Raw genomic sequence first — 13,007 nt, forward strand, 5'->3', positions numbered from 1 at the left:
CGTCAGACCTCTTCGACGCTGCTCGGCTCGCGCCGACCCAGGTCGATTCCCAGTTCCTCCGCCGCGCGGAAAACGTCCTCGTCGCTGTCGCGCATTTCGATGGCCAAGCCGTCGCTGGACAGCACCTCAACGTTGAGACAGAGCGACTGCATCTCCTTGATGAGCACCTTGAAGGACTCGGGGATACCCGGCTCGGGGATGTTCTCGCCCCCGGGCGCCGGGTCCGCCCGGCCCGCCGCGGCGGGCATCGGGTGCTCGGCGGCCGCCGAGCGGGCCGGCGTCAGTCCAGCGCCGCGCGCTTGCCCTCCAGGACGGCGCGTTCGCGCTCGTTCCCGCACAGCCCCGCGGCCCGCTCCAGTTCGGCGCGCGCCTCGGCGGTGCGCCCCAGGCGGCTGAGCAGCTCCCCGCGGACGCCGGGCAGCAGGTGCGAGTCCGCCAGCGCACCGGCGGCCGCCAGCGCGTCCACGAGCGGCAGCGCCGCCGCCGGGCCCTGGGCCATGGACACCGCCACCGCCCGGTTGAGGTCGACCACCGGCGACGGCGCGATGTGGCCGAGCGCCTCGTAGATGAGCACGATGCGCTCCCAGTTCGTCGCGCCGACGGACGGGGCGACGGCGTGGCATTCGGCGATCGCCGCCTGGAGCCCGTAGGCGCCCAGCCCGCGCCCAGCCTGCTCCGCGCGGGCCAGCGCCGCCCGCCCCCGCCGGATCGCGGCACGGTCCCAGCGGCCGCGGTCCTGGTGCTCCAGCAGGATCGGCTGCCCGTCGGCCCCGGTGCGGGCGGGAAAGCGCGCCGCGGTCAGTTCGAGCAGCGCCAGCAGGCCGTGGACCTCGGGCCCGCCCGGCACCAGTCGGGCCAGCACGCGGGCGAGGCGCTGCGCCTCCCCCGCGAGGTCGAGCCGGAGCAGGTCGCCGCCGGAGCTGGCGGAGGACCCTTCGGTGAAGACCAGGTAGATCACGTTGAGCACCGAGCCGAGGCGTTCGGTGCGGTCCTCGGTCGGCGGCACCTCGAACGGCACCCGGGCCGCCCCGAGGGTCTTCTTCGCGCGCGTGATCCGGGCCTGGACGGTCGAGGTCGGGACGAGGAACGCCTTGGCGATCTCGTCGCTCGTCAGGCCGCCGACCACGCGCAGGGTGAGCGCCACCCGCGCCTCGCGCGACAGCACGGGGTGGCAGGAGATGAACATCAGCGCGAGCACGTCGTCGTCGATCTGGTCCGGATCCCACAGCACGCCGTCGGCGTCCCGGTCCTGGTCGGCGGGGATCCCGCCGGAGGCGGCGCCGCCCTCGCCCAGGTCGCGGGCGAGGGCGGCGTACCGCTCGTCGCGGGCGGAGCGCCGGCGGAACGCGTCGATCGCGCGGCGCCGCCCGACGGTGAGCAGCCACCCCGCGGGGCTGCGGGGCACGCCCTCGCGCGGCCAGGTCACCAGCGCCTCGGCGAGTGCCTCCTGGGCGAGGTCCTCCGCCAGCGCGAAGTCCCCGGTGTAGCGGGCGAGCGCGCCGACGATGCGCGCGGACTCGATCCGCCAGATGGCGGCGACCGCCTCACGGCCGGCGGGGTCAGCCATCGGACGGGCCGATCAGAGCTGACCGGTGGCCTCGCGCCACGCCCGCTCCTTCTGGATCCATTCGTTGTCCTGCGGGAACTCGTCGATCGTGGTGACCCGGCGGATCTCGGTCTTGAAGCCCGGGCCGCCCATCGGCATCCGCTTGGCCCACTCGACGGCCTCCTCCTTCGACGCCACGTTGAGGACGTAGAATCCGCCGAACAGCTCCTTGGTCTCGCCGTAGGGGCCGTCGGTGACAACGGGCGGCTCGGCGGAGTAGTCCACGACCACGCCTTCGTCGGCGGCGGCGAGTCCCTCAGCGGCGAGGAGCACCCCGGCCCGGATCATCTCGTCGTTGTACCGGCCGACGGTCCCGAGCATCTCGGTGAAGTCGATGTCCCCCATCTTCGCGAACGCCTCGTCGGTGGCACGCATGATCAGCATGTACTTCATGGCACTGGCTCCCTTGGTAATCCGGTCCCCTCTTCGGGGACCCGCACCCCTAGGTCGAACGGGGACCCGGCGGATCGACACGACCCATGGTCCTCTTTCGGCGGGATCCGCGCCATGGCCGGGCAGCGGCCGGACAGGGACGGGCCGGACGGGGGTCATCGGGCCGCGCCGCGCTCCTCTTCGGCGAGGGCGGCGTCCATGGTGGTGCCGAGGTGGTCGAGGAACGCCTCGATCTGTTCGAGCAGCTCGGGCGGGTACTGGGCGAGCATGGCGTCCAGGTGCCGGGCGAGCGGTGCGAAGAACCGCCGTGCGGGCTGCTCGATGTCCTTGCTGCTGCGCAGGGTGACGACCCGGCGGTCGGTGTGTTCGCGGGTGCGGACGATGTGTCCCGCGCGTTCGAGCCGGTTCAGCAGCGCGGTGGTCGCGCCGGAGGTCAGCGAGACGCGTTCGCTGACGCGGGAGGGGGTCAGCGGCGCGCCCTTGTCCTCGGCGTAGAGGATCTCGGCCAGCGCCGCGGCGTCGGTGGGGTGCAGTCCCAGCGAGTCGGCGAAGCGCCGGGTGAACTCGGTGTAGTCGGCCCCGAAGCCGCGCAGTCCGCCCAGGATCCGGGTGCGGTGCTCGGCGAGCCGTTCGGGTTCGGGCGCTGCCATCTGTCCTCCGCCTCGGGCCGTCGTCCCTGGTGCTGTGCGCCGCCGGCGCGGTTGACAACCTATCGCCACCAATCTACCTTCCTCGTGAAGTTATTTCACTATGAAGATAGTTTTGTCGCCGCTCCCCTGCCCGCGGCGGCCCGCCGAACACGCCAGGAGTCCGCATGCCCGACGCACCGCGCGTCACGGTCGACCCGTTCGCCCCAGCCGTCCGCGCCATCAGCGACCCCCACCCCGCCCACGCCCTCATGCGGGCGGCGGGCCCCCTCGTCCGCGCCGACGCCCCCGACGGCGGCGGCCCGGTGTGGGTCGTCACCGACCACGCCCTCGCCCGCGAGGTCTGCGTCCACCCCGGCATCGTGAAGGACCCCGCGTACGCACCGCCGGGCTGGGAACCCGGTACCGGCGGGCTCGAACCCACAGCGGCCGAGCAGCCGTCCCTCACCACCCTCGACGGCCCGGCGCACACGCTCCTGCGCCGGGCGCACACCCTCCTCTTCACCGCCCGGCGGATGGACGGGTACACCGGGCGGATCGCCACCATCGCCCGCGAACTGCTCACCGGACTCACCGACCGCGGGGCGACGGTCGACCTGATGGCGGACTTCACCACGCGGTACCCCCTCGCCGTCGTCTCCGCCGTGCTCGGCGTCCCGGCCGACCGCATCGACCAGGCGGTGGCGGCCTGCCGCCGGATGCACAGCGAGGACCCCGAGGACGTGGCAGCCGCCATGGCCGGGTTCGCGGAGCTGGCGGCCGCGGCGCTGCACGGCGACGCAGACGGCCTCGCCGCCGAGCTGCGCGAGCGGCTTCCCGATGGCTACACCGAGGCGCAGCTCCACTACCTGATCTTCACGCTGGTCTTCGCGGGGCAGCTCACCACCGACGTGTCGCTCGGCTTCCTGATCGCCGACGTCCTCGGCAGCGGGCACACCGCGGCGGACGACGCGGGCATCGACGCGGTCGTGCGCGAGTCGCTGCGCCGGCACCCGCCCGCGCCGTTCACCCTGTGGCGCTACACCGCCACCGACGTCGAACTCGCGGGCGTGCCGCTGCCGCCGCGCTCACCGGTACTCGTGGACATCCGCGGCATCAACACCGACCCCGCCCGCCCCGACGGGCCCGACCTCACCTTCGGCGCCGGGCCGCACTACTGCACCGGGGCGCAGCTCGCCCAGGTCGAGCTGCGGGTGCTGGTGGACGTCCTGCGGATCGACTTCCCCGACGCGCGGCTCGCCGTGCCCCACGCCGAGCTGCGCCAGCGCGGCACGGGCGGCATCCTGGGGAGCCGCCTGACCGCCCTGCCGGTCGCACTGCGCGGCTGACGTCCGCGCAGCGCCGGGCCCTCCAGGGCCGCGACGACCTCCGCATCGGGTACCCCCGCCGCCCCAGGCGCCACTGCGCGGCGAGTACCGCGCTCGCGGATCGTGGGCGGGGAGTCAGGGCGGAGTGCGGCGGCGCTCGCGGCCGCGCCCGTGTGTCCGGTGCGGGTCGGCGGCCACACAGGACGGCACCGGTGGCCGGCACGCGCCCCGACAGGTGCGGGCATCACGGACTATCCGGCGAGCGCCCGGCGCAGGGTCGTGGCGAAGGATTCCGGGTCGGTGAAGAAGCCCCCATGATCGCCGGGGAACTCGATCGGCGGGATGGCGAGGTGCTCGGCGAACGCGGTGGCGGTGCGGTGTGCGAGCTGCCCGGCGGAGGTGGCGCCGCGTGCGGCGACGATGCGCGTTGGGGCGGCGCGCAGCGCGGCGATGTCGGGACGGTAGCGGGTGGTGGGCAGCAGGCAGTGCGCGAGCATGCGGTCTCCATTGGCAGCCGTCTGCTCTTTCTCCTGGTCCGTGGGCGGTTCGGGTTCCGTGGCCTGCTGCGCTGCGGCTGAGTCGGCGCCGCCGAGGGCGGTCATCGTCATGAACTTCGCCCACGCGGCGTCGGTGTCGCCGCGCAGGTGGGTGGCGTAGACGTCGTCGACTTCTGCGCGAACCTGCGCTCGGTCGGGGAGCAGTTCGACCAGCGGCGGCTCGTGGGCGACGAGTGTGCGCACCTGCTCGGGGTGGCGGTGGGTCAGGGCGATGCCGGTGACGGCGCCGCCGCTGGAGCCGAACACCGCCACGGGTTCGGTGGTCAGGGCCGTGATCAGACGGTGGACGTCATCAGCGATCAGGTCGGGGTCGGCGTCCTGGTCGGGGTCGTCGATCGTGCTGCCGGAGATGCCCCTGGGGTCGTAGGTCACCACGGTGTGATCCTCGGCGAGCAGAGGCGCCAGACGGGCGAATCCGGTGGAGTCCATAGGCAGTCCGATGAGTAGGAGGACAGGGCCGGTCCCGCGGATCTCGTAGTGCAGGCGCGCACCGCGGACGTCGAGGGTGCGGCTCGTCGCTGTACCGGACATGGAGTATCTCCTGAACTTCAGGGGTGCGGTTCACCGGTACCGACCAGCGTCGGGCCGGGAACTCATCGCGCCGACCGGGTGGGCCGGGTACGGACGCGGTTTCGAGGGTGGGTGCTGTTAGCGTCGCGGCCATGCCTGAAACCGACGAGCTCCCCCTGCTGCTCCGGATGCGCACCCTGCTCTCCATGCCGAACCACAGGCGTGCCGCGGAGATGCTGTCCGATTTCGAGACCGGACGGACCGACCATGTGGAGGACGTCCACCTGAGGTCGGGCGCGCCCCTCGACCCGATCGGCGGCGAGGACTCCGGCGGCACGTACTTCCTCTGCGGCGATGGCGACGACGAGCAGCGCCCCGTCCTGCACGCCGACTCCGAAGGCAACGCGACCTACATCGGCCTGAACCTCCGGTGGGCGCTGGAGCTGCTGCTCAGTCCCGTTCACCATGGGGTGATGGCGGTCCAGCACAGGCGGGACGCCGGCCTCGACGTCCTCGCCGCCCGGGCCGAGGAGTACGCGGCCGAGCAGTGGGCCGACCTCCTCGACGTGTACGCCGAAAAGGGAATCACCGTCACGACCGAGGAGGACCTCGACGACGACCTGGACGACTACGAGTACCGGTCGTCCGACGAGGCGCTCTACGAATGGGTGCAGGACGTCCTCGACGGCGAGGACTCCCTGGAGGTGTCGGACGACTGGGACGGCGAGTACCCGCCGCTGTCCGCGGCGGAGATCAGCCGGCTCCTCCTCTCCCGTCTCGGGCTCGAACGCCGCACCACCGCGGAACTCCTCGCCCATCTCCGCGAGTGCGCCGAGTTCACCCGCGCGAACCCCGGGTTCGCCCTGGTCAACTCCGCTGAGGGCAACATCTACCGCATGTAGCGGGCGGCCCGCCCCGGCCGGTGACCGGCCGGGGCGGGCCGCCACCGCCGGGGTCGGCGGATCCCCCCGGCGCGCCCCCGCGTCCGGGGCTCAGGGGCGCTTGCGGGCGCGCAGGACCGCGTCGTGGACGGTCATCGCGTGGCCGCCGTGACCGGTTGCCGACCGGGACCGGGCGTCGGCGGCGACGACGTCCCACCGCTCGGGGTCGAGTCCCGCCGCGGCCTCCTCCGCCGTGAAGTGCACCTCCGGCGCCGAGGTGTGCGCGGCGCTGTGCGTGTCCGCCGGGTGGTGGCCGACGATGAGCAGGGTCCCGCCCGGCGCGACCGCCGCAGCGAGGCGGCGGAACAGTGCGTCGCGCGCCCCCGCCGGGTGCACGTAGTGGGTGGACACCAGGTCGTAGTGCTCCTCGGCGGGCACCCAGTCGGTCAGGTCGGCTTCGACCCAGTCGATCCGTCCGCTGACGTCGGCGCCGAGGGTGTCGGCGTGCTCGCGGGCGCGGCGCAGCGCGTTGGCCGCGACGTCGACGGCCGTCACCCGCCAGCCGCGCGCGGCGAGCCAGAGGGCGTCGGCCCCCTCGCCGCAGCCCGCGTCCAGCGCCGTGCCGGGCGCGAGGTCGGCGGCCTCCGCCAGGAGCTGCGGGTTGGGCCGCCTGCCACCGGCGGTGTGGCCGCCGCTGTAACGCTCTTCCCAGTACGCCTTGTCGAACTCTTCGGGCACAACACGTCCTTTCGCTGGTCTACAGGATTTCGGTGGTTCTACAGGCCGTGGCGGCTGTCGCCCGCCAGTTGTTCGCTGTTGCGCGCTTCGGACGCGGCCGAGTACGGCGCCCTGGCGGCGGCGACCGCCCGGCGGGTGTCCTCGGCGACCAGGTCGGCGTTGATCTGGGCCCCGGCCGCGGCGCCCGCCGCGGCGGCCGCGCCGACCTGGGCGGTGAGGTCGGTGACGTTGCCCGCCGCCCACACCCCGGGCGCCTCGGTGCGGCCGGCCGCGTCGGCGGGGATGTGCTCGCCCATCCCCGAGGGGTGTTCGACCGGCCGCAGCCCCAGCCCGTCCAGGAATCCGGCGCGCGCCACCATGCGGGGCGCGACCGCCAGCGCCTGGCGGGCGACCGCCGTCCCGTCGTCCAGCCGGACGCCGACGAGGCGGTCGGCGGCGATCTCCAGGGACGCCACCGCGCCGTCCACCACGCGGATGCCGCGGGCGGCGAACTGCTCCGCCTCCTCATCGGAGGGCGGCGGCATGGTGTGCGTGAAGAAGGTGACGTCGGCGCTCCACTGCCGGATCAGCAGCGCCTGGTGCACCGACATCGGCCCGCTGGCCAGCACGCCGATGGCGTGGTCCCGGACCTCCCACCCGTGGCAGTAGGGGCAGTGCAGGACGTCGCGGCCCCATCGGGCCCGCAGCCCCGGTACGTCCGGCAGTTCGTCGACGATTCCGCTGGCGACCAGCAGGCGGCGCGCCCGCACGGACCCGCCGTCGGCCAGCGCGACGGTGAACCCCTCGCCGGTGCGGACCACGCCGGTCGCCTCCCCGGACACGACGTGGCCGCCGTAGCCGCGGACCTCGGCGCGGCCGCGCTCCAGCAGTTCGGCCGGCGGCATCCCCTCGCGGCCCAGGAGCCCGTGCACACCCTCGGCAGGGGCGTTGCGCGGGGCGCCGGAGTCGATCACCGCCACCGATCGCCGCGCACGGGCCAGCATCAGCGCCCCGTTCAACCCTGCGGCACCGCCGCCGAACACCACCACGTCATAGTGGTCTCTCACCTGATCGTTCACCATGATCACCTCCACGACGATCATGCGATCCGGCCCGACGTTACTGCAAGCTTCGTTGCCGGAGTGGCAAAATGGGGGCATGGAAAGCGACCTCGACCGCGCACTCGACTCCGTCGGCCCCCGGCTGCGCGCGCTGCGCCGGCAGCGCGAGACGACGCTGGCCGACCTGTCGGCGGCGACCGGCATCTCGGTGAGCACCCTGTCCCGGCTGGAGTCCGGGGCCCGCCGACCCAATCTCGAACTGCTGCTCCCCCTCGCCAAGGCCCACGGCGTCACGCTCGACGAGCTCGTCGACGCCCCGCCAACCGGCGACCCGCGGATCCACCTGCGCCCGATCACCCGCGGGGGTATGACCATGGTGCCCCTGACGCGCAAGGCCGGCGGGATCCAGGCCTACAAGCTCGTGATCCGGCCCGGCAGCCGCCGGCGGGAACCCGATCCGCAGTCCCACGAAGGCTACGAATGGCTCTATGTCCTCAACGGGCGGCTGCGGTTCGTCCTGGGCGGGCACGACCTGGTGTTCTCCTCCGGCGAGGCGGCGGAGTTCGACACCCGCGTCCCGCACTGGTTCGACACCGCCGACGACGAGCCGGTCGAGTTCCTCAGCCTGTTCGGCAGGCAGGGAGAACGCGCCCACCTGCGCGCCCGCCCCAAGGCGAAGGGGCAGCCAGAGGAGCCCGAGGAGCCGTGAGCGCGGGCGCGGTCCGCCACACCCGCGCCCCGGGGGGTGGCGGGCCGCGCTCCCCCTCCCGGCCGGGGTCCGGCCTCGCCGCCGTCCGATCCGCAGGGTCCGCAACCCGATGTACGTGGCGCTGCTGGCGCTGATCGGCGGCCAGGCATGCTGTTCGCGAGCCCCGCCGTGCTCGGCTACGGGGCCGTGGTGTGGGTGTTCACCGCGTCGTTCGTGCGCTGGCGGGAGGAACCGGTGCTGTTGCGGCGCTTCGGCGACGACTATGCGGAGTACCGCCGCGCCGTCCCGGCGTGGGTGCCGCGGCTGCGCCCCTGGCATCCGCGATCCGGGGAGTAGGCGGTGCGCCGCGGCGCGCCCCGGCGGCCGCGCGGCGCCCCGCCGACCAGCCCGGGGAGGGCGGACGACGGGAAACCGGTTGCGCCCGCCCGCTGCGCCCGCCCGGCACCGCCGCGTGGCGCGGGCGCCGGGCGGGCGCGGCGGAGGGCTACCCGCCGAGGACCGGGTAGTTCGCGCGGAACACGCCGTGCGGGTCGCGGGCGCGCTTGACGGCGCGCAGGCGGTCCAGGGTCGGCGGGTCGAAGGCGTCGGCCGCCTGCTGCCCCGGGGACAGGAACGTGTAGGGCACGCGCCCGCTGACGTGGTCCCCCAGCGCCCCCGAGAACTCGGCCAGCTTGGCGGCGACCCCGTCCTTGAGGTGCGGGAGCCCGAGTCCGATCAGGTAGAGGAGGTAGGGCTCGGCGACCGGGCCGCGCGCTCCGGTGCCGGGCGCCTCGGCGGCGAGCGCGCCGCCCAGGTGCCGCACCTGGGCGTTGATCAGCGGGCCGATCGGCGTCTCGACCAGGGTCTCGGCTGCCTGCTCGGGGACGCCGGTGAGGAGGGCGGCCCGCGCCATCGACGGGGCGGGGGCGGTCGGCTCCTTGGTGATGTCGCCCAGGCGCTCGACCGGCAGGACGGCCCGCGTGTCGGCGGCCGCGTCGCCGATCTTGTCCAGGCGGGCCAGCAGCTCCCTGCCCTCGGCCGCGCCGCCCAGGTAGGCGGCGTCCACGGCGACCATGGGTGGGGCGTCGGGGAACTGGAAGCGGTGGAACCAGACGGACAGCTCGGGTGGCGCGTGCGCGGTGACCTCCCGGAACGCGTCGAACACCTCGGCGGTGCGCGCACCCGGCCACATCACGCGCCCGCCGTACAGGGCCGGCGCGGGGTGCAGGTCGAACTCGACCGCGGTGACCAGCGCGAAGTCGCCCCCGCCGCCGCGCAGCGCCCAGAACAGGTCCGGGTCGGAGTCGGCGCTCACCTGGGAGCGGTCGCCGTCGGCGTCGACGACGTCGAAGGACCGCACCGACTGGGACGCCCAGCCGTAGGCGCGGCCGAACCAGGACAGCCCGCCGCCCAGGGTGAAGCCGGTGACGCTGATCTCCGGCATGCTGCCGGCGAGCCCGGTGAGCCCATGCGGTGCGGCCGCCGCCTGCACGGCGCCCCACCGGGCGCCCGCACCGGCCCGGGCCCGCCGCCGCCCGGCGTCGACCGCCACGTGGTCGAGGCGGCCGGTGCGCAGCAGGATGACCCCGTCGGTGGCGCCGGACGCGCCGTGCCCGTTGGGCTGGGCGGCCACGGACAGGCCCGCCGAGCGCGCGTAGCGCACCAGGTCGGCCGCGTCGTCGGCGTCGGCGGCTGTGACCACCGCCGCCACCGGCTGGGCGACCGTCAGGTTCCACGCCGCTGCGGCCTGCGCGAACCCGTCGGAGCCGGGCAGCAAGACCTCGCCTTTGACGGCGTTGCGCAGATCGTTGATCGTCACGGTGTACTCCTCATTCGTCGGTTCGTCCTTCGAGCGCCCATTGGTCGGAGCCCGTTCACGAGGTCGGTCGCCGCTATGACGAACCGCGCCGTGCAAAGGTGACCGCGTGGGATGAGGCGGGGCGGGGCGGTCACCTCCGCCAAGTCCGGTTCGTCATACACAGGAAGAAGTCAAGCCTGAGGATGTGACAGTGGAGACCGACGAATTCCTGGCAGACCGGTTCGAGCAGCACCGCCCCCACCTCAAGGCGGTCGCCTACCGCATGCTCGGATCGCTCGCCGAGGCCGACGACGCCGTCCAGGAGGGCTGGCTGCGGCTCAGCCGGTCGGCGCCGGGCGGGATCGACAATCTCGGCGGCTGGCTGACCACGGTCGTCGGCCGCGTCTGCCTGGACATGCTCCGTGCGCGCACCGCACGGCGCGAGGACGCGCTGGAGCAGCGTCTTCCCGACCCGGTCGTCAGCCGCGAGGACGCAGGCGATCCGGAGCAGCAGGCGCTGGCCGCCGATTCGGTGGGATTGGCGCTGCTGGTGGTGCTGGAGGCGCTGAGCCCGGCGGAGCGGCTGGCGTTCGTGCTGCACGACATGTTCGCCGTGCCGTTCGACCAGATCGCCGTCATCGTGGACCGCTCACCGGCCGCCGCCAAGAAACTGGCCAGCCGCGCCCGCCTGCGGGTGCGGGGCACGGTGCCGCCCGCCGAACCGGACCCGCACCGGCAGCGCCGGGTCGTCGACGCGTTCCTCGCCGCCGCGCGCGGCGGCGACTTCGCGGGGCTCCTCGCCATCCTCGACCCCGATGTGGTGATGCGCATCGACGCCGGGGCCGTCGCCGGGGGCGGGATCCGGACGGTCACCGGCGCCGAGGCCGTCGCCGGGGGCGTGGTCGGCAACGCGGCCCGCGACGTGCAGCCGGTCGTCGTCAACGGGGTCATCGGCCTGCTCGGTGCCGTGGACGGGCGGCCGCGGTCGGTGCTGAGCTTCACGGTCAGCGACGGCAGGATCGCCGGGATCGACATCCTCTCCGACCCCGACCGGGTGGCCCGGCTGGTCGGGGACGCGCAGGAGCGCCCCTGACCGCGCCGCGGGACCGAGGCGCCGCCCGGCCCCGCCGCCCGCCGACGGCGGACCGGACCGGGCGGCATTGGCCGGGACCGGCCAGGGGCGGCGGGGGCGTCGGTGGCGTCCGGGTCAGGTGCGGGTCTCGGCCGGCTGGGCGCCGGGGCCCCCACCGTCGGCGTCCTCGTCCTCGTCCTCCTGGTGGACGACCTGCTCGGTGCGCAGGTCCCGCAGGACGATCAGGACGACGACCGCGGCCGTTGCGAGCAGGGCGCCCGCGGCCGCGGTCGACGCATGGAGGCCCGCGGTGAACGCCTCGCGCGCCACGTCGGCCAGCCGCTCCCCCGCCGATCCGGGCAGGGACGCCGCGGCGTGCAGCGCCGCGCCGATGGTCTCGCCCGCGGTGTGCAGGACGGCCGCCGGGATCCCCTGGGGCGCGTCGGAGGCGACCTGCGCCTGGTAGATGGCGGTGCTGAGGGTGCCGAGCGCGGCGATGCCCAGCGCCCCGCCGAACTCGCTGCCGGTCTCCGACAGCGCGGACGCCGCACCGGCGCGCTCGGGTGGGGCGGTGGCGACGACCAGGTCGTTGGCGAGTGTGGACACCATGCCGACACCGGCGGCCATGACGGCGGACCCGGCGATGAGGAGCAGCGGCCCGCCGTCGGTGGTCACGCGGGTCATCACCAGGAACCCGGCGGCGGTGGTGAACAGCCCGGCGCCGACCACCGCGGCGGGGCGCAGCCGCCGCACAGCGAGGGTGGCCACCGTGACGCCGATGGGCACCGCGAGGAACGGCACGGTCGACCACAGCGCCGCCACCAGCGGGCGCATGCCGAGCACGCTTTGCAGGAACTGCGCGGTCAGGATCCCCGATCCCATGAGAGCGAACATCGTCAGCGCGTTGACGGCGACGGCGGTGGAGAACGCGCGGCTGCGGAACAGTCCGACGTCGATCATGGGGTCGGCCAGGCGGCGCTGGCGCCGCACGAACAGCACGCCGATCGCCGTGCCGAGCAGGACGGCCGCAGCGGCGGCGGGGTCGGCGCCGTGCTCGGCAAGTCGCTTGATCCCGTAGATGACGGCGAGCACCGCCGCGAGTGACATCGCAGCGCTGAGCAGGTCGAACCGCCCGGCCCGGGCGGCGCGGAACTCGGGGAGCAGCAGCGGGGCCGCGACCAGCAGCGCCGCCATGACTGGGACGTTGATGAGGAAGACCGACCCCCACCAGAAGTGCTCCAGCAGCACGCCGCCGATGACGGGGCCCAGTGCGCCGCCGCCGGAGAAGCCGGCGGTCCATACCCCGATGGCGGTGCGGCGCTGGCGCGGGTCGTGGAACATGTTGCGGATCAGCGCGAGCGTGGAGGGCGCCAGGGTGGCACCGGCGACGCCGAGCAGGGCGCGGGCGGCGACGAGCAGTTCGGCGGTGGGGGCGAAGGCCGCGATGGCCGACGCGAGCCCGAACAGCGCGGCTCCGCCAATGAGGAGGCGGCGGCGTCCGATGCGGTCGCCCAAGGTGCCCATGGTCAGCAGCAGGCCGCCGAGCATGAAGCCGTAGATGTCGGTGATCCACAGGAGCTGGGTGCCGCTGGGTTCCAGCGCCTCGCTGAGGTAGGGCAGCGCGAGGAACAGCACGGACAGGTCCATCGACACCAGGGTGGCGGCGAGGACGAGGGCGGCGAGGCCGATCCATGCGCGGGTCGGGGCCGCGGCGGCTCTGGGGTTGGGTGCTGTCATGCCCGGAAATATACACCTGTCTAATACGTTCGT

Annotated in this window: 13 protein-coding genes and 1 pseudogene; 5 read left to right on the top strand and 9 right to left on the bottom strand. The window is 74.3% G+C overall.

Features of this window, described 5'->3' with window-relative positions; genetic code table 11:
• Positions 1-2 precede the first annotated feature (2 nt).
• The 4 genes and pseudogenes from CLV63_RS21305 to CLV63_RS21320 form a co-directional block, all read right to left on the bottom strand.
• Positions 3-209 (bottom strand): annotated as a pseudogene (locus CLV63_RS21305) (hypothetical protein); the annotation flags it as partial.
• A 71-nt stretch (positions 210-280) separates the two neighbouring features.
• The gene (locus CLV63_RS21310; protein WP_106584943.1) at positions 281-1,567 is read right to left on the bottom strand and encodes an RNA polymerase sigma factor; all 1,287 of its coding nucleotides are present in this window, start codon (positions 1,565-1,567) and stop codon (positions 281-283) included.
• Positions 1,568-1,579: 12 nt separating this feature from the next.
• Positions 1,580-1,999, bottom strand: coding sequence for a YciI family protein (locus CLV63_RS21315; RefSeq protein WP_106584944.1), 420 nt, complete (start codon positions 1,997-1,999; stop codon positions 1,580-1,582).
• 155 nt (positions 2,000-2,154) lie between these two features.
• On the bottom strand, positions 2,155-2,649 hold the full coding sequence (locus CLV63_RS21320; RefSeq protein WP_106584945.1) for a MarR family winged helix-turn-helix transcriptional regulator: 495 nt from the start codon (positions 2,647-2,649) through the stop codon (positions 2,155-2,157).
• Positions 2,650-2,813: 164 nt separating this feature from the next.
• Between CLV63_RS21320 and CLV63_RS21325 the strand changes: the two genes are divergently transcribed.
• A complete protein-coding gene (locus CLV63_RS21325) occupies positions 2,814-3,974 on the top strand; it encodes a cytochrome P450 (RefSeq protein ID WP_106584946.1) in 1,161 nt (386 codons plus the stop codon).
• Positions 3,975-4,204: 230 nt separating this feature from the next.
• On the opposite strand, the gene CLV63_RS21330 is transcribed toward CLV63_RS21325, so the two are convergent.
• Entirely contained in the window at positions 4,205-5,041 is an 837-nt protein-coding gene (locus tag CLV63_RS21330; protein WP_106584947.1) for an alpha/beta fold hydrolase, read from the bottom strand.
• Positions 5,042-5,172: 131 nt separating this feature from the next.
• Here CLV63_RS21330 and CLV63_RS21335 point away from each other — a divergent pair, with 131 nt between their 5' ends.
• The gene (locus CLV63_RS21335; RefSeq protein WP_106584948.1) at positions 5,173-5,922 is read left to right on the top strand and encodes a hypothetical protein; all 750 of its coding nucleotides are present in this window, start codon (positions 5,173-5,175) and stop codon (positions 5,920-5,922) included.
• Between the two features lie 90 nt (positions 5,923-6,012).
• Here CLV63_RS21335 and CLV63_RS21340 read toward each other — a convergent pair whose 3' ends face one another.
• Both CLV63_RS21340 and CLV63_RS21345 read right to left on the bottom strand, forming a co-directional pair.
• Complete coding sequence (locus CLV63_RS21340) at positions 6,013-6,639, bottom strand: class I SAM-dependent methyltransferase (protein WP_106584949.1); 627 nt, start codon at positions 6,637-6,639, stop codon at positions 6,013-6,015.
• 38 nt (positions 6,640-6,677) lie between these two features.
• Complete coding sequence (locus CLV63_RS21345) at positions 6,678-7,721, bottom strand: NAD(P)/FAD-dependent oxidoreductase (protein ID WP_245928963.1); 1,044 nt, start codon at positions 7,719-7,721, stop codon at positions 6,678-6,680.
• 55 nt (positions 7,722-7,776) lie between these two features.
• Here CLV63_RS21345 and CLV63_RS21350 point away from each other — a divergent pair, with 55 nt between their 5' ends.
• Together CLV63_RS21350 and CLV63_RS21355 are read left to right on the top strand one after the other, a co-directional pair.
• Positions 7,777-8,388 (top strand): helix-turn-helix domain-containing protein, encoded by a 612-nt coding sequence (locus CLV63_RS21350; protein WP_106584950.1) that lies wholly within the window; start codon positions 7,777-7,779, stop codon positions 8,386-8,388.
• A 147-nt stretch (positions 8,389-8,535) separates the two neighbouring features.
• Positions 8,536-8,724 (top strand): methyltransferase family protein, encoded by a 189-nt coding sequence (locus CLV63_RS21355; protein WP_106584951.1) that lies wholly within the window; start codon positions 8,536-8,538, stop codon positions 8,722-8,724.
• 148 nt (positions 8,725-8,872) lie between these two features.
• Here CLV63_RS21355 and CLV63_RS21360 read toward each other — a convergent pair whose 3' ends face one another.
• Complete coding sequence (locus CLV63_RS21360; protein ID WP_106584952.1) at positions 8,873-10,186, bottom strand: FAD-binding oxidoreductase; 1,314 nt, start codon at positions 10,184-10,186, stop codon at positions 8,873-8,875.
• 190 nt (positions 10,187-10,376) lie between these two features.
• Between CLV63_RS21360 and CLV63_RS21365 the strand changes: the two genes are divergently transcribed.
• The gene (locus tag CLV63_RS21365) at positions 10,377-11,258 is read left to right on the top strand and encodes a sigma-70 family RNA polymerase sigma factor (protein WP_106584953.1); all 882 of its coding nucleotides are present in this window, start codon (positions 10,377-10,379) and stop codon (positions 11,256-11,258) included.
• A gap of 114 nt (positions 11,259-11,372) precedes the next feature.
• Here CLV63_RS21365 and CLV63_RS21370 read toward each other — a convergent pair whose 3' ends face one another.
• Complete coding sequence (locus tag CLV63_RS21370; protein WP_106584954.1) at positions 11,373-12,974, bottom strand: MFS transporter; 1,602 nt, start codon at positions 12,972-12,974, stop codon at positions 11,373-11,375.
• Positions 12,975-13,007 lie beyond the last annotated feature (33 nt).

This window comes from Murinocardiopsis flavida (genome assembly GCF_003014485.1).
Lineage (GTDB): Bacteria > Actinomycetota > Actinomycetes > Streptosporangiales > Streptosporangiaceae > Murinocardiopsis > Murinocardiopsis flavida.

Coding starts and splice junctions, on each gene's coding strand:
- CLV63_RS21350 (WP_106584950.1), top strand. CDS start 7,777: ATGGAAAGCGACCTCGACCGCGCACTCGACTCCGTCGGCCCCCGGCTG.
- CLV63_RS21370 (WP_106584954.1), bottom strand. CDS start 12,974: ATGACAGCACCCAACCCCAGAGCCGCCGCGGCCCCGACCCGCGCATGG.
- CLV63_RS21310 (WP_106584943.1), bottom strand. CDS start 1,567: ATGGCTGACCCCGCCGGCCGTGAGGCGGTCGCCGCCATCTGGCGGATC.
- CLV63_RS21320 (WP_106584945.1), bottom strand. CDS start 2,649: ATGGCAGCGCCCGAACCCGAACGGCTCGCCGAGCACCGCACCCGGATC.
- CLV63_RS21355 (WP_106584951.1), top strand. CDS start 8,536: ATGCTGTTCGCGAGCCCCGCCGTGCTCGGCTACGGGGCCGTGGTGTGG.
- CLV63_RS21325 (WP_106584946.1), top strand. CDS start 2,814: ATGCCCGACGCACCGCGCGTCACGGTCGACCCGTTCGCCCCAGCCGTC.
- CLV63_RS21335 (WP_106584948.1), top strand. CDS start 5,173: ATGCCTGAAACCGACGAGCTCCCCCTGCTGCTCCGGATGCGCACCCTG.
- CLV63_RS21345 (WP_245928963.1), bottom strand. CDS start 7,721: ATGATCGTCGTGGAGGTGATCATGGTGAACGATCAGGTGAGAGACCAC.
- CLV63_RS21330 (WP_106584947.1), bottom strand. CDS start 5,041: ATGTCCGGTACAGCGACGAGCCGCACCCTCGACGTCCGCGGTGCGCGC.
- CLV63_RS21315 (WP_106584944.1), bottom strand. CDS start 1,999: ATGAAGTACATGCTGATCATGCGTGCCACCGACGAGGCGTTCGCGAAG.